At 43.5% G+C, this 21261-nt stretch carries 20 protein-coding genes; 9 read left to right on the forward strand and 11 right to left on the reverse strand.

The window, feature by feature from the left end; genetic code table 11:
- Positions 1-308: 308 nt before the first annotated feature.
- On the reverse strand, positions 309-1721 hold the full coding sequence (locus QUA44_RS09535; protein WP_333249950.1) for a hypothetical protein: 1413 nt from the start codon (positions 1719-1721) through the stop codon (positions 309-311).
- 77 nt (positions 1722-1798) lie between these two features.
- Here QUA44_RS09535 and QUA44_RS09540 point away from each other — a divergent pair, with 77 nt between their 5' ends.
- A complete protein-coding gene (locus QUA44_RS09540) occupies positions 1799-2824 on the forward strand; it encodes a hypothetical protein (protein WP_333249948.1) in 1026 nt (341 codons plus the stop codon).
- 195 nt (positions 2825-3019) lie between these two features.
- On the opposite strand, the gene QUA44_RS09545 is transcribed toward QUA44_RS09540, so the two are convergent.
- Positions 3020-3343: a TMEM14 family protein gene (locus QUA44_RS09545; RefSeq protein ID WP_190735279.1), complete on the reverse strand. Its 324-nt coding sequence runs from the start codon at positions 3341-3343 to the stop codon at positions 3020-3022.
- Between the two features lie 126 nt (positions 3344-3469).
- Between QUA44_RS09545 and QUA44_RS09550 the strand changes: the two genes are divergently transcribed.
- The 4 genes from QUA44_RS09550 to QUA44_RS09565 all read left to right on the forward strand — a co-directional run bounded on the left by QUA44_RS09550 (position 3470) and on the right by QUA44_RS09565 (position 7227).
- Entirely contained in the window at positions 3470-4774 is a 1305-nt protein-coding gene (locus QUA44_RS09550; RefSeq protein ID WP_333249946.1) for an ATP-binding protein, read from the forward strand.
- 238 nt (positions 4775-5012) lie between these two features.
- Positions 5013-5459 (forward strand): tellurite resistance TerB family protein, encoded by a 447-nt coding sequence (locus tag QUA44_RS09555; protein WP_333249944.1) that lies wholly within the window; start codon positions 5013-5015, stop codon positions 5457-5459.
- Between the two features lie 293 nt (positions 5460-5752).
- Positions 5753-6178 (forward strand): thioesterase family protein, encoded by a 426-nt coding sequence (locus QUA44_RS09560; protein WP_333249943.1) that lies wholly within the window; start codon positions 5753-5755, stop codon positions 6176-6178.
- 77 nt (positions 6179-6255) lie between these two features.
- Positions 6256-7227 carry a putative 2-dehydropantoate 2-reductase gene (locus QUA44_RS09565; RefSeq protein WP_333249941.1) on the forward strand — a complete coding sequence of 324 codons (972 nt, stop codon included), beginning with the start codon at positions 6256-6258 and terminating at the stop codon, positions 7225-7227.
- A gap of 115 nt (positions 7228-7342) precedes the next feature.
- Here the strand turns inward: QUA44_RS09565 and QUA44_RS09570 are convergent, their stop codons facing one another.
- The 6 genes from QUA44_RS09570 to menA form a co-directional block, all read right to left on the reverse strand.
- On the reverse strand, positions 7343-8761 hold the full coding sequence (locus QUA44_RS09570; protein ID WP_333249939.1) for a 2-succinylbenzoate--CoA ligase: 1419 nt from the start codon (positions 8759-8761) through the stop codon (positions 7343-7345).
- 141 nt (positions 8762-8902) lie between these two features.
- Entirely contained in the window at positions 8903-10018 is a 1116-nt protein-coding gene (locus QUA44_RS09575; protein ID WP_333249937.1) for an o-succinylbenzoate synthase, read from the reverse strand.
- A gap of 102 nt (positions 10019-10120) precedes the next feature.
- Positions 10121-10921, reverse strand: a complete 801-nt coding sequence (gene menH / locus QUA44_RS09580; RefSeq protein WP_333249935.1) for a 2-succinyl-6-hydroxy-2,4-cyclohexadiene-1-carboxylate synthase — start codon at positions 10919-10921, stop codon at positions 10121-10123.
- 2 nt (positions 10922-10923) lie between these two features.
- Positions 10924-11340: a retropepsin-like aspartic protease gene (locus QUA44_RS09585; RefSeq protein WP_333249933.1), complete on the reverse strand. Its 417-nt coding sequence runs from the start codon at positions 11338-11340 to the stop codon at positions 10924-10926.
- Positions 11337-11582: a hypothetical protein gene (locus tag QUA44_RS09590; protein WP_333249931.1), complete on the reverse strand. Its 246-nt coding sequence runs from the start codon at positions 11580-11582 to the stop codon at positions 11337-11339. Before QUA44_RS09590 ends, QUA44_RS09585 begins: the two co-directional genes overlap by 4 nt.
- 217 nt (positions 11583-11799) lie before the next feature.
- Entirely contained in the window at positions 11800-12696 is an 897-nt protein-coding gene (gene menA / locus QUA44_RS09595) for a 2-carboxy-1,4-naphthoquinone phytyltransferase (RefSeq protein ID WP_333249930.1), read from the reverse strand.
- Positions 12697-13101: 405 nt separating this feature from the next.
- Between menA and QUA44_RS09600 the strand changes: the two genes are divergently transcribed.
- Positions 13102-14535, forward strand: a complete 1434-nt coding sequence (locus tag QUA44_RS09600) for an isochorismate synthase (protein ID WP_333249928.1) — start codon at positions 13102-13104, stop codon at positions 14533-14535.
- A gap of 52 nt (positions 14536-14587) precedes the next feature.
- Here the strand turns inward: QUA44_RS09600 and QUA44_RS09605 are convergent, their stop codons facing one another.
- Entirely contained in the window at positions 14588-14887 is a 300-nt protein-coding gene (locus tag QUA44_RS09605; RefSeq protein ID WP_333249926.1) for an antibiotic biosynthesis monooxygenase, read from the reverse strand.
- 73 nt (positions 14888-14960) lie between these two features.
- On the opposite strand from QUA44_RS09605, the gene menD reads away from it, so the two are divergent.
- Positions 14961-16775 (forward strand): 2-succinyl-5-enolpyruvyl-6-hydroxy-3-cyclohexene-1-carboxylic-acid synthase, encoded by a 1815-nt coding sequence (gene menD, locus QUA44_RS09610; RefSeq protein ID WP_333249924.1) that lies wholly within the window; start codon positions 14961-14963, stop codon positions 16773-16775.
- A gap of 71 nt (positions 16776-16846) precedes the next feature.
- Here menD and grxC read toward each other — a convergent pair whose 3' ends face one another.
- Positions 16847-17161: a glutaredoxin 3 gene (gene grxC / locus QUA44_RS09615; protein WP_333249923.1), complete on the reverse strand. Its 315-nt coding sequence runs from the start codon at positions 17159-17161 to the stop codon at positions 16847-16849.
- A gap of 260 nt (positions 17162-17421) precedes the next feature.
- Between grxC and QUA44_RS09620 the strand changes: the two genes are divergently transcribed.
- Complete coding sequence (locus QUA44_RS09620; RefSeq protein ID WP_194012571.1) at positions 17422-17637, forward strand: hypothetical protein; 216 nt, start codon at positions 17422-17424, stop codon at positions 17635-17637.
- Between the two features lie 255 nt (positions 17638-17892).
- On the opposite strand, the gene QUA44_RS09625 is transcribed toward QUA44_RS09620, so the two are convergent.
- Positions 17893-18759, reverse strand: a complete 867-nt coding sequence (locus tag QUA44_RS09625) for a WYL domain-containing protein (RefSeq protein ID WP_333249921.1) — start codon at positions 18757-18759, stop codon at positions 17893-17895.
- Positions 18760-18856: 97 nt separating this feature from the next.
- Between QUA44_RS09625 and cas3 the strand changes: the two genes are divergently transcribed.
- Positions 18857-21037, forward strand: a complete 2181-nt coding sequence (gene cas3, locus QUA44_RS09630) for a type I-D CRISPR-associated helicase Cas3' (protein WP_333249919.1) — start codon at positions 18857-18859, stop codon at positions 21035-21037.
- Positions 21038-21261 lie beyond the last annotated feature (224 nt).

Below are 21261 nucleotides of genomic sequence, written 5' to 3' on the forward strand. Positions count from 1 at the left end.
ATTTATCCGTGGAATCAATCCAAAATCTAAAATCTAAAATCCTCAAGCCCCCGAATTTATCCGTGGGGTCAATCCAAAATCTAAAATCTAAAATCTAAAATCGAATGACTTACTGCATAATGGTTGGGAACTTCCCTAGAGTTGCATCCTTTTGATGAACTGGTGTAATATCATGTCCAGTCGATTACCCCTAATACGGTAGGGGCGGGTTCACGAAAAATATCTGCCAATAATTGACAATCTCAAAAACCCGCCCTTTTAATCTTTTAATCGCTCGATCGAACATGATATAATTAGTCATTGGTCATTTAATTGCTATAATTCAGCTCGTTTTTTAAGGTTTGGGGAAAGTACCAATAAGGTGTTTCTAACTCGTCCTCAGTTGGAGAACTTTCAGTTGAGTCCTCTCGGATTTTAAAAAAGTAGTAGAGGTTAGCCACAGTTAAATCGGATATTTCTTGCCAATTCGAGGCAGCTAAAGCTTGATAGCCAGTCGCGATCGCCTGCTGGCTGATATAAAATTCGTATCTCCGGCGGATTTCCGGCGAGACAGCGAAGGTTAGCTGGTCGCGCAAGGATAGAAAGTGAGACTTTTGCTTTAAACTTTCATAAAGTGAAGGTTCCGCAGCTAATACCGCGAATGTAGTGTACACGCTGCTTTTTAAACTCTCGCCGGTGAGTTTATCTAAACTAGCTAACTGGTGCTGCTCTTTTGCAGACAAAGTTTGCATCCAATCAACCTCATTTTGCCAAAATTCTATTACACTTAAATCATGACCGAGAATCCTAGTAACTTCAGGAAATAAAAAATCTAGTTCGGCTTCCGATTGACATCCTTTAACAACAGTTAGAATATTTTGACGAATTTTTGATTGGAGTTCCAGCAGGCGATCGCTCACCATATCGTAGGCCCGCTGCAAGTGAAACGTGATGCCGATCGCCTGCTCGATCGCCCAAACACATTCCATTTGCCTGAGCTGTCCGGCAGAACACAGCCCCTCTAGCAAACTGGGATTATCATAAATTTTTAAAGCCTCAAACAGCATATCCCGCCCGGTATTAATTTCGGAATTCCGAAGTTTAAGATCGGGCACTGTCAGGGCTGACTGACAGCGTTTGATAGCTTTAGAAAAAATCTCGTAACCGTTAAACAGTTTCTGGCGGTGCATTTCAAAACTAGAGTCGTGAGCCACCTTAAAAATCTGCTGGATCACCTCTACTCCCCTATCTTTGAGGATGTGTCTGAGATCAATAAATCCGTCTTTAATTTTTAGCTTCTGGTGCTTTGCCTCTTCTCGGATTTTTAATACTTGGTTCAGGTTTACTGCTGACAAAACTGTGCTCGATACAGTGCCAATACCAATGACAGCAGCAGTCGCTTGCATCACTGCCAAATTAATTTTCAGACAGTTAAGCATTCTGTATATTTTTTGAAACCCCTGATGAGTTTGAGCAACCTGCAACGGCGCCAGTGTCACGTACACGGGAGCTACCAGCGGCTGTATGGGGCCACCTCCGGCTAACTGTGCGAGCAATCCTATAACTCCGCGCGAGGATAGAGTTTCACTTCTTGATTGATAAAAGATTTTTGCAAGCTCCACAAACTCCCCTGTCACCGGCTCTCTAGCTGCCGGGAGCAATTTTCCTGTTTTGGCAGCAGGCTGTACCAGTTTGCCACTATTGAGTCGCGCCTGAGTTGCAGGGGTGAATATATAATCCATGTTGTGACTCAGTTTCCATTCAAAAAGGCAGATGTTCTGTATTGTATGCTGTTTAGGGAAACGAGGGATGAAAGGAAATGAATGAGTATCTCAAGGCATTCCAGGCTATTACCCAGTTTAGCGATCGATTGTTGGCAGACGAATATCAATCCGTGGAGATTAAACAGTCAGCTACCCAACTCAGCTTAGATGTGGAACCTTGTATTGACGAAATTAAGCAATCTGCCATCAGACTCAAGGGGTTACTTCAGGTATGTTTCAAAGATGTATCTCAGGCTGAGGATGTCTGGAATAGCAAGCCGAGAATTGCTGGAGCATCTCCTGTTGATGTCTGGGAGCAAATTGGCGAACTAAGCGGATGCGATGTGAGAATTCGCAGTTTAGGAAAACAGGGCAAATATGATGCTGTTGCTAAAGTTCGCAAATCTTGGAGCGACAAGGCGACCAAGTTAAAAAATCAGTGGTTTTTGTGGGATAAAAACCCTCAAGTCTTTCAAAGAGATACTATTGGTTTTTTTGAAAAAGATAATTTGCACAAAGAGTTGCGAAATGAAGTTGATTCCCAGGCAGAGCGAGTGAGTTTAATTATGGAGAATGAACTGAGTTTAATTTTTAAAGAATTACAATCTATTGATATAGAAAAAATTGAAGTTTGTATTGAATGCTTCGACCTAAACAGTCAATCTAATTTTAGAGAGCGGCTACAATCAATAGGCGGAGAGATTGTATCGAAGTTTACGGAGCCCCTGAAATATTTGCCTGATTCTTATATAAAAAGTTTTAAAGAAACGTTGAAAGAACCTGTAGAAACTCTAGTTCATAAAAGCAATCTGGGAGTCACTTTGGTCGATTTTGAAGAATCCTGTAAAGTGATTGGATTAATCCTAGATAATGCGATCGTAGCAGTTTTTGAGGAGCGCATGAAACTGGCCATTAAAACAGTTGAAAAAGCGATTAAATTCTACAATAATTTTTTAGAAAAGCAGGCGCGGTATCAGAAAGAGACGCCGGAACAGCGATCGGCGGAAAAAGAGTGGATCGAATGCCAGCGGCAGCAACTTAGGGAAGTTCAGCAGTATATTGATGCAGTCATCAATCATTAGTGGTTAGTTATTAGTTATTAGTCATTAGTCATTAGTCATTACTTATTTGTCATTACTTAGTGGTCACTGGTTATTGGTTATTGGTTAGTAGTTATTGGTTATTGGTTATTAGAACGAACAACTAACAATTAACAAATAACCACTGACCACTAAAAACAGTCAACAGTCAACAGTCAACAGTCAACAGTCAACAGATTATTGATATTGACCGCTGATTTCGTAAACGATCGCGCCCAAAGACGCTAAGCTAGCTAAAATTAGCATTCCGGCCGGCATGAATTTTTGAGTTTTAACAAGGCGCACAATAAAGACTATTACTAAAACAGCGGAGATGGCTGCTGCTAATGTTAAACCCCAACTTTGTCCCATAAGCTGGGCGGTGCCGGCAAAAATTAGCAGCGAACCGCTAATCAAGCCCGAAATGAGCGAGGCTTGGCTTTTGGCCTTGATATAACCCATGATGCCGCCAACCAGTGTTAAAATGCCGTAGCCGATCGCCGCTGCTGTACCTAAATTCATTTTTAATCCTCCCGATTTCACTCTTTGCATCTAAATTTATACAGCGCGGGCTGCAATTAGTGTCACAAATTGTTAGAAAATTTATTAAACCCAGTCAGGATATCTAACTGTTATACAATTGCCATTATGTCAGCCCTAACTTCTGGTGCGATCGCCCAAATCCGTTACCTCCAGCGCCTCGCAGCATCCCTGCTGCTGTATCAATCAGTTCTCAAAAGCCCCGCAGGTCAAGCTTTTCTCGATTTGCTGCAAGCCCTCCACCACAGCGAAGTCAGCGGTTTGGAATGTCAAGTAGCTTACGGGAACTGGTTCAAAGTTCAGGCTGCTAAAAATTTAAGCTGGAAAGATTCTCTGATTGCCGAAATTCTCAAAGACGAAAACCCCTTTTCTCGCCGAGCACAGCAAACAGATTTTGCAAGTTTGCCCCCCGCGTTGGTGGAAGCAGCGCAACATGATTTAGAAGTGCTGCAAAATATTTACGAATGCAGCAGCGAACAGTTGAGCAAGTGGGTACGGGTAGCGGGTCAACTTGACGCAGTGCCTCCGATTTGGCATTCAGAAACTGTAGCAAAACAGGGAGATTTGCCGCTGCACGAAAAACTGGAAAAATGGTCGAGTGCGGCGGAATCTTTGGCGGTTTATTACCGACAGTTTGGCACGGGTTTGTTTGCCGAATATCGCGCTTTTAGGTGGCGGGGAGGGGAGTTGGCAAATATTTCGCATCCCGATGGCATAACTTTAAAAGAGTTGGTTTGCTGCGATTGGCAGCGGGATGCTCTGGTGAAAAATACGGAGTTTTTGCTGGCGGGTTATCCGGCTTTGCACGTCTTGCTGTATGGCAGCCGCGGTTCGGGTAAGTCGTCTTTGGTGAAGTCGCTGTTAAATGAATTTGGATCTCGCAATTTGCGCTTGATTGAAGTATCTAAATCTGACTTGCAAGATTTGCCGCTAATTGTCGAAAAGTTGCGGGGAGTTCCTCAAAAGTTTATTATTTTTGTGGATGACCTTTCCTTTGAGGAAGATGACGATGCTTTTAAAGCTCTGAAAGTTGTCTTGGAGGGGAATGTAACTGCTCGATCTCAAAATGTGGCAGTTTACGCTACATCTAACCGCAGGCATTTAATTCGAGAGTTTTTTGACGACAGGCCTCGCCCCCGCGACGGAGATGAAGTTCACGCTTGGGATACCGTGCAGGAAAAACTTTCATTTAGCGATCGGTTTGGCTTGACTTTAACTTTTGAACCTGCCGATCAAAACACTTATTTAACAATTGTCCGACATCTGGCAGAACTTGCTGGAATCAAACTCGCTCCCGATGATTTGGAACACCGCGCTAAAGAATGGGCAACTCGTCGCAATGGGCGATCGGGCCGGACTGCGCGGCAGTTTGTTGATTTCCTGAAAGCAGATTTAGCCCTTTTTGGCAAGTAGATAGTCTGCGCTGGGAGGGCGGGTTTTACCCCAGATATCAGAAGACAATTCAGGATCTAAATAAACCCGCCATTGCAGCGCCGAAGGGCGAAATAAAAATTCTTAAGTTTTTCCTAATTTTATTGATAATAAATAACTAACAACATTTGATATAATTATCAAAATCCCCAAAGAAACCTCCAGAGCCAGAACCCATCCTGACTCCATAGATCTACCACTAAATAATGAGGAAAATATCATGGGTTTATTTGATAAAGTATCGCAGACTCGCCAAGAAACGGACGTAACATTAGGGCCTGCCGAATCATTTGCGGCGATCGCGCTAATTGCCGTAGCAGCCGACGGTTACATCAATGACAGCGAAAGTAAAGCGATTAGCATGACGCTATCTCGGATGCAACTGTTCCGCAGTTATCCTGATGACGTGATGAGAAAAATGCTTGATCGTCTGCTGATGATTCTGCAACGGCAAGGAGTTGAGGTACTGTTTAATGCAGCTTTGGCAATGCTTCCCGACGAACTTAAAGAAACTGTTTTTGCTGTGACAACTGATATCGCTTTAGCCGATGGCGAGGTTTCAGAAGAAGAAGAACAACTTTTGAACGATCTTTACAGTGCATTGGGGCTTTCCGAAGATATTGCCCTCAAGATTATAGACGTGATGTTGATTAAGAACAAAGGTTAAGAAGAAGGGGAAGCAGTGAGGAAGGCCATTTTTACAATATTAGGACTTAGGCAACTGGTACATTAAACAAAGGTATGTAGTTGCACTTGGGCGCTCTTTCCTAAGCTAAGAGCTAGTCTATCGCAACTACATAGCTAAAATTCAACCCCTATTTGTGAGAGTTTGCCTTAGTCCTAAATAAAAAAAATTAGCGCCTACTTACTTAGCTGATAACTTCTCCCAAAGTGCGGATTTACCGATATGATGGTTAGTGAAATTGCGATCGAATTTGCGATCGCCCGTTACTACCTCAAATGCCTTTCACTTACACCCGCACTGTTCACTTTCAAGATACCGATGCTGCTGGAGTCGTTTACTTTGCTAACGTTTTGGCGATGTGCCACGAAGCTTACGAGGCATCTCTAGCCGCATCGGGAATCAATCTCAAAGCATTTTTCAGCAATCCCGAGGTTGCTTTTCCCATAATTCATGCTAGTGTAGATTTTTATCGCCCAATGTTTGCGGGCGATCGGCTGACGATTCAATTGACGCCCAAACAAGTTGGTGGCGATGAATTTGAAATTGTCTATCAAGTATTTTCTGGCGAAGTTGCAGGAAGAAGCGCAGCAAAAGGTCTTACTAAGCACGTCTGCATCGATGCACTTAGCCGAACTAGAAAACAGCTATCTGAAGACTTGATGCAGTGGATGAGGAAATTTGAAATTGAGATTTCAGATTAGTTCTATTTTTAAATAATAGCAGGGTATGACAGTCAAATTTCTTTTAGGTTGAGAATTTTTTCGGAATTTTTGATAGTATGTCAAATCGCAATTATGCCATTGTCGGCACGGGAGCTTTAGGCGGATTCTACGGTGCTAGACTGCAACAAGCAGGTTTAGAAGTCAATTTTTTGCTACGCAGCGATTACCATCAGGTCAAAAAACACGGTTTGATTGTCGAGTCTCCCGAAGGCGACTTCACCCTCCCCCACGTCCGCGCCTACCATGACGCACACAAAATGCCTCAGTGCGACGTAGTAATTCTAGCGCTGAAAACAACTCAAAATCACTTGTTGCCCAAAATTTTGCCTCCTTTATTAAAGGATAACGGCGCGGTTTTAGTATTGCAAAACGGATTAAATACGGAACCGGAAGTCGCTAAAATTGTCGGTGCAGAACGAGTGGTTGGCGGGCTGTGTTTTCTCTGTTCTTATAAAGTTGGGCCCGGTCATATCTGCCACCTAGATTACGGCACTATCACGCTGGCAGAATATTCCCAAGACTACAAAGCAATCGGTATTACTAATAGATTGCACCAAATTGCTGCGGACTTTAAACGTGCTCATATTCCCATAAAAATGAGCGATGATTTGCTATTGTCAAGGTGGAAAAAGCTGGTTTGGAATATTCCTTATAACGGGCTGTCTGTAGTGTTGGATGCGAGAACTGACGAACTGATGGCTAATCCTGATACTCTGATTTTAGTGGAGGAAATCATGGGGGAAGTGGTAGCGGGAGCCAAAAGTTGCGATCGCATTATTCCCGATGACTTTATCCCACAGATGCTCGAATACACTCAGAAAATGAAGCCTTACCGCACCAGCATGAAAATCGATTATGATGAATCGCGACCCCTGGAAGTTGAGGCGATTTTTGGTAATCCGATACGGGTGGCGCAGCAAGCAGGTATTAAGTTGCCCCAAATAGAGGTACTTTACCGAATGTTGAAGTTTATGGACGTTCAAAGGCAAGAAGCAGAGAGGATGAGAAGGCTGTTAGGTTTGCAGTAATTAGTCAGTTGACTGTCAACAGTGAACAGTTAACTGTTGACAGTTGACAGTTGTCAGGAGTCGGAAATAAGCATGAGAAATTCTGCCTTCTGCGTTGATTGCGATCGTCTAATAATTATTGATATTCGATCGCAATTTTTTGCAATTGTTCTCGATTAACTTTGCCTTGAGAATTGCGCGGCAATTTTTCGACGATTACCCAATATTTCGGCCGCTTAAACTTGCTCAACTTATCTTCTATTGCCACTTGCAGATTTTTGACAGTAACTTCGGAATTAGCGGGAACATAGATAGCCGTAACGACTTGACCCCAATCTTTGTCTGGCAAGCCAATTACAGCAACATCCGCAACTAAATTAGTCGATCGCACAACGGCTTCAACTTCCGCCGGAAATACATTTTCTCCGCCTGTGATAATTTTGTCGCTGCTGCGTCCGACGATATTTAAGTAGTTATTTTTATCAAAAAATCCCAAATCGTCTAAGTGGAAATATTCGCGATTGCCAAATTTTTCAGGATAATAACCCAACGCCAAAGATTTAGCATTAACCGCAATATTTCCGATTTGATTGTGGCACAAAATCTCGCCATTAGCACTGCGAATAGTTATTTTAGCGTGCGGTAAAGTTTGACCGGAACTGTTATTGCCCGCGAGAAAATCTTGGGGTTTTAGTGTAGCAATTTGCGAGGCGGTTTCTGTCATGCCGTAACTGGGTGCTAATTTGATTTGATAGTTTCTAGCTGTTTCTAAAAGTTCCGACCAAGCGGGAGCACCGCCCAAAAGTACAGCACGAAACCGTCCCAGCCAATTAGCTGTATCTTGGTTTTGCAGCAGCCGTTGCAGTTGAGTTGGAACTAAAGAAATGAAAAATTCTTCGGGTTCGATGTCGCATTTTTTACCATTTTCTAATTCTTTAAATTGCTGAATAGCCAGTTTTCCTCCGGTAGTAAAGGAACGCATGAATTGCATTAAACCGCTGACGTGGTATAATGGCAAAACGCATAACGAGTTGATTTTGTCAACTTGAAAATATTGTTGAAAACCTTGTACTGATGCAGTTAGTGTTTCCCAAGTGTGGATGGCAAAACGGATTTTTCCTGAAGAACCGCCGGTGGGAATCATAATCGTATCAAAACCGCTTTTAGTCGGCGAATGCAATTCGCGGCTAGACAAATAAAGTCCGCCTTCGCGGACTGGGATATGGGGATTTTTGGGAAGCGGGTATTGTCCTAAAAATATGTCTGGTTCGATTAAATCAAAGACTTGCTGCCATTCTTGTTTTACCCAGTTGGGATTGCAGAGAAAAATCGGGCATTTGGCGGCGCGGGCGGCGATGAAACTGGCCAGAAATTGCACGGGTTCTGGTTCTGCGAGGCAAATTTTTTGGGGTGTTTTTTGTGCGGGATTTTGGGTGATTTCTTGAAATAGCCGATCGACAATTCGGGCAAATTCGCGACTGTCACAACCGATAAGCCAATTATCGGGCAAGCCAGAGGCGATATCCAGGATATTTACTGTGAGATTTGTTGCCATAGATGCTTTCACCAAGTTTCTCTATTCAAAACAATTACAGGAGTTACGCACTCCGACAAAGAAACCGGGTTTTTTACCGAATTTGTCGGCTGCAACGCGTCTTTTCGTAAAAAACCCGGTTTCTGAGCCCCCAGGAGTAATCTAAAATCTAAAATCTAAAATCGAATGATTGTCATCGAACCAGCAATCGGTGCCAAAGCCGAGTGCTCTCTTATTTAAAGACAATTGTGTTGCTAAATTTAAGGCTGCTTGTCTGCCGATTTGGGTTTCAAATACTGATGAGAAAACAGCATCTATATTGTGAGTTTGACAAAATTTTCGCAGTTGGGATGGAGAACCGCATATCGCAGGTTTAATGACGAAAATGCCCCGCCAGCCTTGGCTGTAGCACTCTTGGATGCGATCGAGGTTGGCGGCAGATTCATCAAGGGCGATCGGAGTTGCATAAATAGCATTCAATTCTACCATTTCCTGAAACTGTGTTACGGGCAGCGGCTGTTCCAAAAATTCAATGTCTGCGGAAAAATCGGGCGTTGCTTTTACCTCGTCGCAAGCTTCCAGCCATGTTTTAGCCTGCGAGTAACTGAGTCCCCCGTTGGCATCTAAGCGCAAAAATGCTTTTTCGCGATCGCACAAATTGTGCATTGCCTTAATTAGCTGCTGAAAAATCTTTAATTCTTCCTCAATTGCAGCAACACCAATTTTCCATTTAAACGTGCGATATCCCTCTAACCAAAGCACTTGCAAAGCCTGCAAAGCTGTTTCACCTGCTGGCAATAAACCGCTGAACCGATTTTTTTCTTCCTCATTCCCAACCTCTCTCCATTGGTGACTGCTTAAGACTGAACCCGCAATCAATGTCGATTTTAGGCGAAGTCTAGATCCCCCTAAATCCCCCTTAATAAGGGGGCCTTTGAGAATATTTCTTGTCCCCCCCTTATTAAGGGGGGTTAGGGGGGATCTAGAGTTTGATAGCGCTGACTCAAAGCCAAATTGACAAGCAGGCAATTCAGCGGAAATAGAGTAAATCGTCTCCGATGAAATATTACCTGGCAACTGGTGACAAAAATCTAAAGCTTGCTCAAAACTTTCCGAAGCAAACCAACTCAAAGGGGCAATTTCTCCCCAGCCAATTTGATTATTTGCGCCAATAAGTCGCAGGATAATTCCTTCGCGAATATCCCAAATGCCGTGACTTGTTTGCAGTGGAAGCTTAAATTTTCGCTGATAAGTGCGAAACTCGAATTGATACAGCATTTGTTTTTTAGTTAATCACTCAAACCTAAGAAACCGGGTTTTTACTTAATTTGTCGGTTATGACGAAGGATAATCGTAAAAAACCCGGTTTCTTGCTACCCGTTAATCATAAAATTGTCTCACAACTGATCCAAACTTATCAAAATTTTCAAAATGGATATTGTGGCCAGCTTTTGGTACAATTTCCAGACGGGCGGCTGGACACAAGCTGGCAATTTCGGTATTTATAGTTGTAAATTTATCATCATATTCTCCCGCTAGCAAGAGGATGGGAATTTGATTTTGTGCGAGTTTTTCCCAGAGAGAGGGCTGGTTGCCTGTTCCCATGTTGCGGAGTGATTTGGCTAATTCTAAGGGATTGTTTGTTAAGCGGGATTCTATAAGCTTGTCGAAGTTGGGAGAGTTTTTTAAAGATTTGAATAAAGGGCGCTCGTACCAGTTTAATATAAAATCTTTAATGTTGCTATTTTCCAGCTTTTGTGCTAGTTGTAAATCGGATTGCAGTCTGTGCGATCGCTCTTTTTCTGTCTTCAATCCTGGCGAAGCTGACTCTAACACTACTTTCTCGAATCTTTCTGGAAAATGTAATGTCATGTAAAGTGCCAATCGCCCGCCCATTGAATAGCCCAACAACAAACATTTGTCTATTTGTAAATCATTTAATAACTGGATCAATGCTTGGGCTGTATTTGGCATATTGTAGCAACTTTCGTCGCCGATTACTCTGGTTTCTCCATGACCGGGAAGGTCAACTGCTAGACAGCAATAACTTTTAGATAGTAAGGAAATGACGCTGCTAAAATCTTGATTGTTGCCCGTAAATCCGTGGAGTAATAAAATTAGTGGCTGATTTTTGTTGTCAGTTAAAGTATAGTGAAATTGATAATTTTTAGATTTTTCCATATTTACTGAAATTTAATTTCCGCATCGCCAACAGATATGACTGCTTGAAAACGAGTGAGAAAATCCATACCAATAAGACCATTTATACGAATATTTGGTGGTAGATTATGGGCAACTATCTCAAAATCTTCTATTAGTTGACCCACACAATTAAACCAAGATACATTAATCACAGGAGCATAAATTATTCCTTGACCTGTAACTAATTCTTGTCTGCGTAAAGGATTGCCAGTATCGTAACCCAAATTTTGTAACACTTGAACTGGCAATATTGTGAAGCTAGATCCCGTATCTACCAATAAACGCACCCGCAGAAAATTGCCCCCTTCTATACTGCCAATCGTTGCTTGCACGGCAAGCAAATTTTGCCCATAACGCAACAAACGGTAGGCTTTCTGATAATTTGGCATTTTCGTCATAACATCACTGCTAGGTTGTCTGGTATCAGTCCAGTATATTCTATGGCTACAGATTTTCCATTCCTTAATGAAAGCTTACTATAAATTTCATCGCGTTCTGTTGCATGGGCTAAAACTTCACCTCGAATCACACTTAATTCTTCATCTAATTCAGGATTGACGATGAGTACCCACTCATCAGGATACAGACTAAAAATTTCTTCTAGAGTCAGGGTTGGGCTAATTTCTACTGGCGTGCTCATGATTTGCTTCTCCATGTTGGTGATTCAAGATCAAACTTTTTGTAGTAAGGACTTTAGTCCTGATTGACTAAAATATTAGAAACAGGACTAAAGTCCTCACTACGAACCGTACCTTTATTTTACCATTATACATCTCCAAACAAGCTATTCTTAAACAGGCTCTCCGGCCTGTTCCACATTAATTATTGGAGATATCTATTATTCTCGATCGCCCGATCTACAAAGCAAAGCCCAACGCCAGCAGCAATCCGCTCGAAAAATGCAGCGTAACTGCGATAAACTTAGAGTTGCTAACCTTTCCCGGTTGGTCGTGATAGTCTGTGACATGGCGGCAAAGGTCGATCGCAAATGGCAAACTCCCAAAAATCAACAGCGTCCAAATTGGGAACATTCCCAAAGCCACAAATAGCACAGTCAAAGCATAAACGCTGCCGCACAACCACTGCAATAACTGAGCACCTTTTTTCGTACCGAGTCGAACAATAGGCGATTTTTTGCAGGCCGCCACATCGTCCTCAACTTGGTGAAAGTGAGAACAAAATAAGATGATACTCGTAGTAATTCCCACGAGTGTCGAAGCCGCAAAATTAGTTGCCGACCAAGTTTGAGTCTGACTGTAATAAGCAGCGGCAAAGGCTAGCGGCCCGAAGGTGAAAAAGCAAATAATTTCTCCCAAACCCTGATAGCCAAGACGAAACGGAGGCCCTTGATAAGTGTAGCCGAGAGCACAGCATAAAACTACTAGCAAAATTACTGTTGGGTCTTTTTGCCACCAGCTTATGGCGCAAATTCCCGACACTCCAACTGCTAAAAACAGATTGGCTAGCCCGAAAATCAAAGTTTTATTTCCGGTTAAGTTAACTAGAGAATGCGCTTTGTTTTTATCGATGCCTGTTTCAGAGTCAAATACATCATTGCTGAGATTCAGCCATGCTATAATCAGAATGGCTGACATTAAAAATGTCGAAAAAATTGACGAATTAATCGTTTGAGTTTCGGCAAAAGCAACGGCAGTTCCTACTGAAATAGGAATCACCGCAACGCTGTACATGGGCGGCTTGATTGCCGCCAGCCACAATTTACTATTTGGACGTTCAATTAACTTTGTTGTCATTACACAAACTTGATGCAATTGATAGCAGCTTAGTGATTTTACAATGTTATTGGTGAATAATGTTTACTCTGTATAAGGTTGAGTGCGTGCGGGGCATCCGTTGAGAGGCTGTGAAGGTGCTCAAAGGCTTGAAGTAGCCCATCTGCAAACCTCTGCGGGGTCGTGAGCATGAGAGTCGAGATTGAGTCGCTCAATCTTAAAGTTTTATGTCTAAATGTTTCGATTGATCGCGCGTTGGCGAAGCCCGCCAAGAGGATCGTCTGTTTTTTGCCCCAAGCGAGCCCAAACTTTCCGGGAAACTCGAAAGGTCATGTTTTGCGATCGCCCTCCCGTGCTTAGATCGAAATAGGGGTTCTAGCGGGACAAAACCGCACTCTTTCTGACAAATCTGCTATTCTCGCTTTCATGACAGTAATACCGCACCGCGCTAATCTTTTACAAGACCGCAATCAACTGCATCAGTTTCTGTTAGATTGCCAGCAGTCTTTAACCGAAAAAGATCAAACAAAGATAGTTAGTATTTCTCAGGAGATTGCCCCAGTCGATCCGCTAGTTGTACTTCAAGAGATTTCCGAACCTTGCCAGCGGCACTTTTACTTTGAAAAAAGAGACCCGATTTCAGGCAATAGTTTTGCCATCGCCGCCCTAGATTCGACTATCCATCTAACAGTAGCCGGAAGCGATCGATTTACCCTCGCTCAAAATTTTATTCAATCTTGTCTGGCCCGAACAATTACCATCGGTACAGAACGCTTGCCCTTCAGCGGGCCGCACTTTTTTTGTAGCTTTGCTTTTTTCGATGAGAATGTCGCCACCAATTCTTACTTTCCCCCTGGCACCGTATTTTTACCAAAATGGCAGATTACTCGCCTGAAAGATAGCTGTACGATTGTCGCTAATGCCATCATAAACAAAGATATAAATGTTAAAATTCTTACCGAAAATATTTGGCAAAGCTTTGATAAATTTGAGTCTCAAAAATACCCAAAAATTACGACAAATAGCAACAGTTCGATATCTTTAAAACAAATACCGGTGAATGATTCCGCTCAATTTAAAACATCAGTCAAGTCTGCTTTAAAATTGATTGAGTCTCAATATTTCAGTAAAATTGTTTTGTCTCAAGCAATAAATGTCATTTCCCAAACCCCTTTTAGTTTAATAGATTCCTTAAATAACTTGCGCCTCACTTATCCAGGCTGCTACGTCTTTTCGACCAGTAACGGCAAAGGTCAAAATTTTATCGGAGCCAGTCCAGAACGCTTAATCTGCATTCACAACAATCAGTTAGTAACAGATGCTTTAGCAGGTTCCGCACCGAGGGGGAAAACTGAAGTAGAAGATGCGAATTTAGGCAAAGGTTTGCTCAACAGCGAAAAGGATCTTCGAGAACATCAAGTTGTGATTGATTTTATTGTCGATCGCCTGTCGAGTCTCGGTATCAATCCCGACTTTTCCCCGGTTCCCAGGCTGCTGCAACTGTCAAACATTCAGCATTTGTGGACACCCATAAGGGCTAGAATTCCCCGTGATATTCATTTATTAAATATTTTATCTCAACTGCATCCAACGCCAGCGGTGGCGGGCGTACCGAGAGATATTGCCCTACAGCAAATTCGCGGCTGCGAAAGCTGCGATCGCTCTCTGTATGCAGCACCCCTCGGCTGGATAGATCGCACCGGCAACGGCGAATTTGCCGTGGGAATTAGATCGGCATTAATCGATGGCGATCGGGCTATACTTTATGCTGGTGCTGGTATTGTGGCGGGTTCCGAACCCGAAAAAGAACTAGCAGAAATTCAGCTCAAATTGCAGGCACTTTTAAATGCTTTAGTTTAATTCAACTAATTTGCAGAATGTAGAGTTGTCTCGCTAATTGATTGAGTCTGTGTTAATGTTTAATTTTTACCTCCTCAAAATGTTCTACTATGGGAAAAGGATCGTAAAAATGGTGAAGCATTCTTTTCCACTCTTGATATTCAGCGGAATTCCTAAATCTAATTGTATGAGATTCTAAATTTTCCCATCTCACCAATAATAGATATTTTCCTTGAACTTCTGTGCAGCGATGAAGTTCGTGAGATAAATATCCATCTATAGACGATATCAGACTGGAGGCTTCTCTAAAAGCTATCTCAAAATCCCCCTCACAGCCAGATTTGACATTAAGCACAACTGCCTCAAGAATCATAAAAATGTATCCTGACAATTATTTGGGTATAATATCGTAGCACAATACAGAGTTGAGCTACTCAGATTTAGCAATGCCAATAGATTTTCGCAACACAAATACCGTCTGGGCTTCCGTATTAGCAGAAACATTGCAGCGACTGGGCTTAACTACAGCCGTGATTTGTCCCGGTTCGCGATCGGCACCGCTAACAATAGCCTTTGCTCAAAACAAAAAAATAGAAACTATTCCCATACTTGACGAACGTTCAGCCAGTTTTTTTGCATTAGGAATTGCCAAAAAATCATATTTTCCAACCGCACTAATTTGCACATCAGGAACCGCCGCTGCAAACTTTTATCCTGCGATAATAGAAGCCAGAGAAAGTCGCATTCCGCTGTTAATATTCACCGCCGATCGACCTCCAGAATTGCGGGACTGTCACGCCGGACAAGCGATCGACCAAGTAAAAATATACGGCAATTATCCCAACTGGCAAGCCGAATTAGCAATACCTTCTGCGTCCAGAGGAATGCTAGACTATCTGCGCCAGACGGTAATGTATGCTTGGGAGCGATCGCAATTTCCAACTCCCGGCCCCGTCCACCTCAACATCCCCCTGCGCGATCCGCTGGTACCCGTTCCAGATCCGGCGGTAGAAGCTTTAGAAACCGAATTTAATTCAGAAGATTTCTTTGCAGGATTAGAACCGATTGTTGTAGCAGAAACTTCTACCCCCCCCAGCCCCCCCTTGCTAAGGGGGGGAGAAAGAAGTGCATTCAGACAATGGCAGGAATCTGAGAAAGGGATAATTATTGCAGGGGTAGCCCAGCCTCAAGATGCAGAAAAGTATTGTAGTGCGATCGCCCGAATTTCCCAACTATTAAACTGGCCAGTTTTAGCAGAAGGATTATCGCCCTTAAGAAACCGCGCCCAACTCAACCCCCATCTAATTTCCACCTACGATATAATCCTACGAAACCGCGAACTAGCAGAAAAATTAAGACCAGAAATCGCCCTTCAAATCGGAGACTTACCCACAAGTAAAGAACTGCGAAACTGGCTAGACAAAACCCAACCCAAACGCTACATAATCGACCCAGCCCACCACAACTTCGATCCCCTACACGGCCAAACAATTCACCTGCGAACCTCCGTAGAAAACCTAGCAACTAATCTCGCAACTAAATTAACTCCAGTCCCCCCCCTTACCAAGGGGGGGTTAGGGGGGGTTCAAACCTCGCCATCAAACGAATACCTCCAACTTTGGCGCAACGCCGAAATCCAAGTCAGACAAACAATAGACCAAAAAATATCAGAAATTAACAACATAATCGAACCCAAAGTTTCCTGGCTGCTTTCCCAAATTTTGCCTCCAGCAACACCGATATTTATTGCTAACAGTATGCCGGTGCGAGATGTCGAATTTTTCTGGAAGCCGAACAACTTAGAAATAAAACCTTTTGTCAATCGCGGTGCTAACGGCATCGACGGCACACTGTCAACAGCTTTAGGAGTAGCCCACCGCAATCAAAGCAGTATATTGCTAACAGGCGATTTAGCTTTTTTGCACGATACAAACGGTTTTTTAATTCAAAATAAATTTGTCGGTCATCTGACAATTGTTTTAATTAATAACAACGGTGGCGGAATTTTTGAAATGTTGCCAGTTGCCAAATTTGACCCGCCCTTTGAAGAGTTTTTTGCCACGCCGCAGGATATCAACTTTGCTCGTTTGTGTGCAACTTACGGCGTGGAACACGAGATAATCGACGACTGGGAGCTGTTAAAACAAAAATTGTTGGCGCTGCCAAATAACGGGATTCGGGTCTTAGAATTGCTCACAAACAGGCGTAAAGATGCTAAATGGCGACAAGACAATCTCGGTCAATTTGCCAAAGGTTCGTAGTGAGGACTTTAGTCCTTTATTTAAGCATTTAAGGACTAAAGTTCTCACTACGAACCTATTATGAACACTATTTAAACTGCTGGTTGAGCTAGCAGCGGATCTAATTCTCCATCTCTATCAAGTTTGTGAATGTCATCGCAGCCGCCGACGTGTTGGTTGTTAATAAAGATTTGGGGCACGCTGCGCTTTCCGTTAGCGCGTTGGGCCATTGCATTTCTGGCTGCTTCGTCGCCGTCTATTTTGTATTCGGTGTAATTTACGCCTTTCCACCACAGCAAAGTTTTTGCCCGGATGCAGTAGGGACAGGTTTGCCAAGTGTAAATTTCTACATTGGCTTTGATGCGATCGGGCGATCGGCCCAAAATGGGATTGAGAAAATCAAGCATTTTCGGTACTGGGGTAAAAATTAAACTGATTGACAGATTAAATCATTTTAGCGAAACGCCATCGATCCCGCGTCCTACCAAAGGTTAGCCTGCTATGGAATTGCCCCTGCCACCTTTGGCGCTGTGATTTGCGTCACACATTGACTAAACTCGGATCACTTACGTACACCCCAAATAATCACCTTCGGAACCTCATTAATATCACTGATCTTTTGAGGAAACCAGAGCATGATTAATATATCGAATTCAACCGCACTGCCATGAACTGCTTACAACTCCTCCCCGGCGCTATCTCTGAAATCATCGCTTCTGTCAGCGACACGGGCGTTTTAACTTTAGCCGATCGCTACGGTTTGATGGCCGCTACTTTGGACGAGTCCCTCAATGACGAAGATAGAGGCTGTGTCAACCGCCTGCTGCGGGCAGTGCTCAGAGGCAGGGTAAGAATGGTGAATGAACTTTCAGCAGCAATGTAAGGTGAGTCAGCAGTAGATAAAGATGGCGAAATTGGTTGGCAGCCGATCGCCCGCCGGAGTCCCTGAGACTTGATATAACGGCGACTTGAATTCGATTTAAAGTTTTCTCCTCTAACAAAACAACGGTTTTTTCGATGTGCAGCCTGTAACGGGCTGCTTTTTTTTGGATTGGTGGGCGGGTTATCAGAAACCGGGTTTTTGGGAAAAAACCCGGTTTCTTAAGTCCCTGTGTGTTTTTCGGTACTTCCTAGTCCTCTAATCGCCGATTTTGATGTCGTACTGGCGGCAGAGGGCGACCAGTTTTTGTTGAAAGCGATCGCGCACACTGTCTGGAGAGACGATCGCGCAATCTTCCCAATAAGGAGAGATTTCGCGAAAAAACCAGAAAGTATTTGAGATATTCCGAATCACTCGCCTGATAGGCGGATCGCCTTCTGCTTCGCCGACTTCCTCATCTTCCTGCTTGCGTCTGTAATTAAAGGCAAGTCTGCCGGATAGATGAAATTCTACGGGAATCCTGGCTAAATCTGGCAGCCAAGGTCGATCGACCGAAATCACCGCAGCATCTTCAATGCGATGCAGGAGTAGCGTCCAGTTGTGTTCGAGTCCGGGTACGTCTTGATTTCCCTCAGATTCTTCGCAGCGACACATTAAATATTGTCGCTTTTCAATGGGGACAATCCGAGCGTGCAAGATCGTGTAATGCCAAAGGCGATCGCTTGCATCCCGGTAAGACAGGCGAAAAGGTTGCTGTCTGTGAATAAAATGGTCGATTTTTTGCCGCCAAACAGGTAAGGGGTTGCTCAAAAATTGATCGATTTCAGCCCGGAAAGGGAGAGTGAGTTCGCTGCGATCGCTCAACAATTCGGCAATTGCCAGCGCTTCATCAATTTGGCCCAAGTCAAGCAATTGCTGTCGGGCGATGTCTAGGGCTTGGATGCGGGTTTGCGACCAGTCATGGTTGGGGGCGATCGTCAGTTGGCGGCGGGCGATCGCTTCTATCAGTTTGGAAATGTTCGGGCGATCGCCCCACGTCTTCCCGAATTCTTGGGCCAAGGCTTCCAACTCAGTTTTATCTCGTTCAGAAACCGATAGGGTGATCGATTGACCTTTGCGACTCATAAATGTACGGACACTTTATCTTGGTACAGGGTTGATTATCTCTATTGTCGGTGTCAATATGGGGAATATCCACTTTCTACGGACACAGTTTCAGCATATGTCCGACTACCAAATTACCCTCAAATCCGTTTATTCCTGTCCCGCTGCGGAGATTCCCCAGGGAGTCAAATTACCGGAAGGTTGGACACTTTCTTGGCATCAACTCGAAACTTTAAAGGCAATTCGCGATCCAAATATTGATGTCATTATTAATACCGCGATGACTGGCGACGGTAAAAGTTTAGCCGCTGCTTTAGAAACATTGCAGATATTTTGTTGTGCAATCTGGCTGTATCCTACAAATGAACTGGCGCGAGATCAGGAGACTCAATTTAAGCACTATATCGAACAATTCCAGCCCAAACATCAACCTCGCGTGGTGCGACTCAGTGGCTCGGAATTAGAAATCTATGCAGAAAATGAAGGATTGAGAAAAGCAGCCGCGATCGCATCCCGGACAGGTCAATCAGAGATTTTATTAACGAACCCTGATATCTTGCACCATCTGCACCGAGGAGCGTATTTAAGCTCTGAAGATAGCCCCGATAAACTGTGGGGTCGCATCGACAAAGATTTTGACCTATCCATTTTTGATGAATTTCATGTTTTTGCGGCTCCCCAGATTTCCAGCGTCTTCAATACCATGTTATTAATTCGCAATACAAACCGCCGGAAAAAGTTTGTATTTCTGTCAGCAACTCCTGACGAGCAATTAATTAAGAGACTAGAAACAGCAGGTTTTCGCTGTCAAACTATCGACCCTTTAAAAGCAGGCAAATATCGGTTTCCCGATCGCCATGCTGAAATCGAACAGTTGAAAGCAGACTCCTGGCGGCAGATATTGAGGGAAAGTACGCTGACTTTTATTTCCCTAGAACCCACTTCAAAAGCTTGTGAAAATTGGCTGAAAGACAGCGCACATCTCATCCTGGCTCACTTTAAAAACTATCCGGGGAGTAAAGGAGCTATTATCCTGAATTCCATTGCTGCCGTCAAGCGGCTGACACCATTTTTCCGGGAATTGTTCGAGCCTCACGGTTTAGTTGTGGGCGAAAATACTGGGTTGTCGGGAAAGATGGAAAAAGAGCGATCGCTCTCGTCAGACTTAGTTCTCGGTACTAGCACAATTGATGTCGGGGTAGACTTCAAAATCAATTTGCTAATTTTTGAATCCGCCGATGCCGGCAACTTCATCCAAAGATTGGGAAGGTTGGGGCGACACGATGGCTGCGATCGCAATGGAGAGTTTATTCAGTTTAAAAATTTTACAGCCATAGCACTCATCCCTAATTTCTTAGTAGAACGCTTGTTTGCGGGTGACGAGCCCCTTTTAGAAGTGAACGGGATTTATGACCGTCCTTTTTTCTATCAACAAATTCGCGAAAACTACCGCCAAATCAACAATTTTGAGGGATATTATTCGCGGTGGGGTGCGGTGCAGTCAGTTCAAATTTGTTGGGAATTAGGGCACAGGACAATTAAACAGCAGTACGCAGCAAGTCAGAAGGCTTTTCAGGAAGCTGCTCAAAAAGTATTTAAAACTAGCTTGGGGAAAGTGGCCGGTAATATTAAACTGTGGGGCAAAGAGTGGCAAGAGCGATCGGGTAATAAGACAGGAAATCCAATAGTTGAAGATGCTAGCAGTTTTCGAGGTTCTAGTCCCCTGCAATGCGGCATTTGCGATTTAACCGATTCCCATGAGGCAGACAAATTTAAAACTTACGATTTACCAGGAATTTTGAGCAACTTGGAAATCGAACCGATGACGGAATCTGCATTTATGCGAATGTTGAACGAGACATCGGAACGTCTTGGGCAACCAATTGCCAAAGGTCGATTTAAACATTGTCTTGCTTTTTTGAAGTTGCATAGTTATCGGGAGGAAAGACTGAATTGGAAATTTACTTATTCGGGAAATTTAGAGGAAAATGCTGCTGCTTGGAAGGTTCAGGTTTTAACGGGTATTGAGGTTTTGCAACCTGAGAATTATTGGATCGGGGAAATCAATAAGCGTTTGAAGAAGCAAGCATTGGTTTGTTATGTGCTGCGCTATCCGGTGGCTGAAGTGCGATCGCGCCTGCAATTGCCGGTACACTTTCAGATTTATCCGATTTGCGATCGGTACAGTTTCCACGATACGACTGCACCTTACTCTATAGCGTTTGGACAGTCGGCGCTGTTGGTGGACACGCTGGCCCACTGGCTCAAGAGCAAGGGGGATGAAATATGGATTGCGTAGAAGGTCAAGCCCTAATAGGGGTTTTGCATTGTACAGAAGTCAATGCTGGGAAAGCATCCAACAACCTCAATAGAGTAGGCCATGTTTCAATCCCTGATAGGTATTTATACTTACTTGAGCAGTGCCAAGAAGCTTTGCTTTCCTACTGTGAGTTTAGCAGAAGAGAGCGAGTACGTCATAAAAAAAGCTTTTGTTGTTATGGCATACTCAATTAGCGAATGTAT

This window comes from Microcoleus sp. N9_A2 (assembly GCF_036701775.1).
Taxonomy (GTDB): Bacteria; Cyanobacteriota; Cyanobacteriia; order Cyanobacteriales; family Microcoleaceae; genus Microcoleus.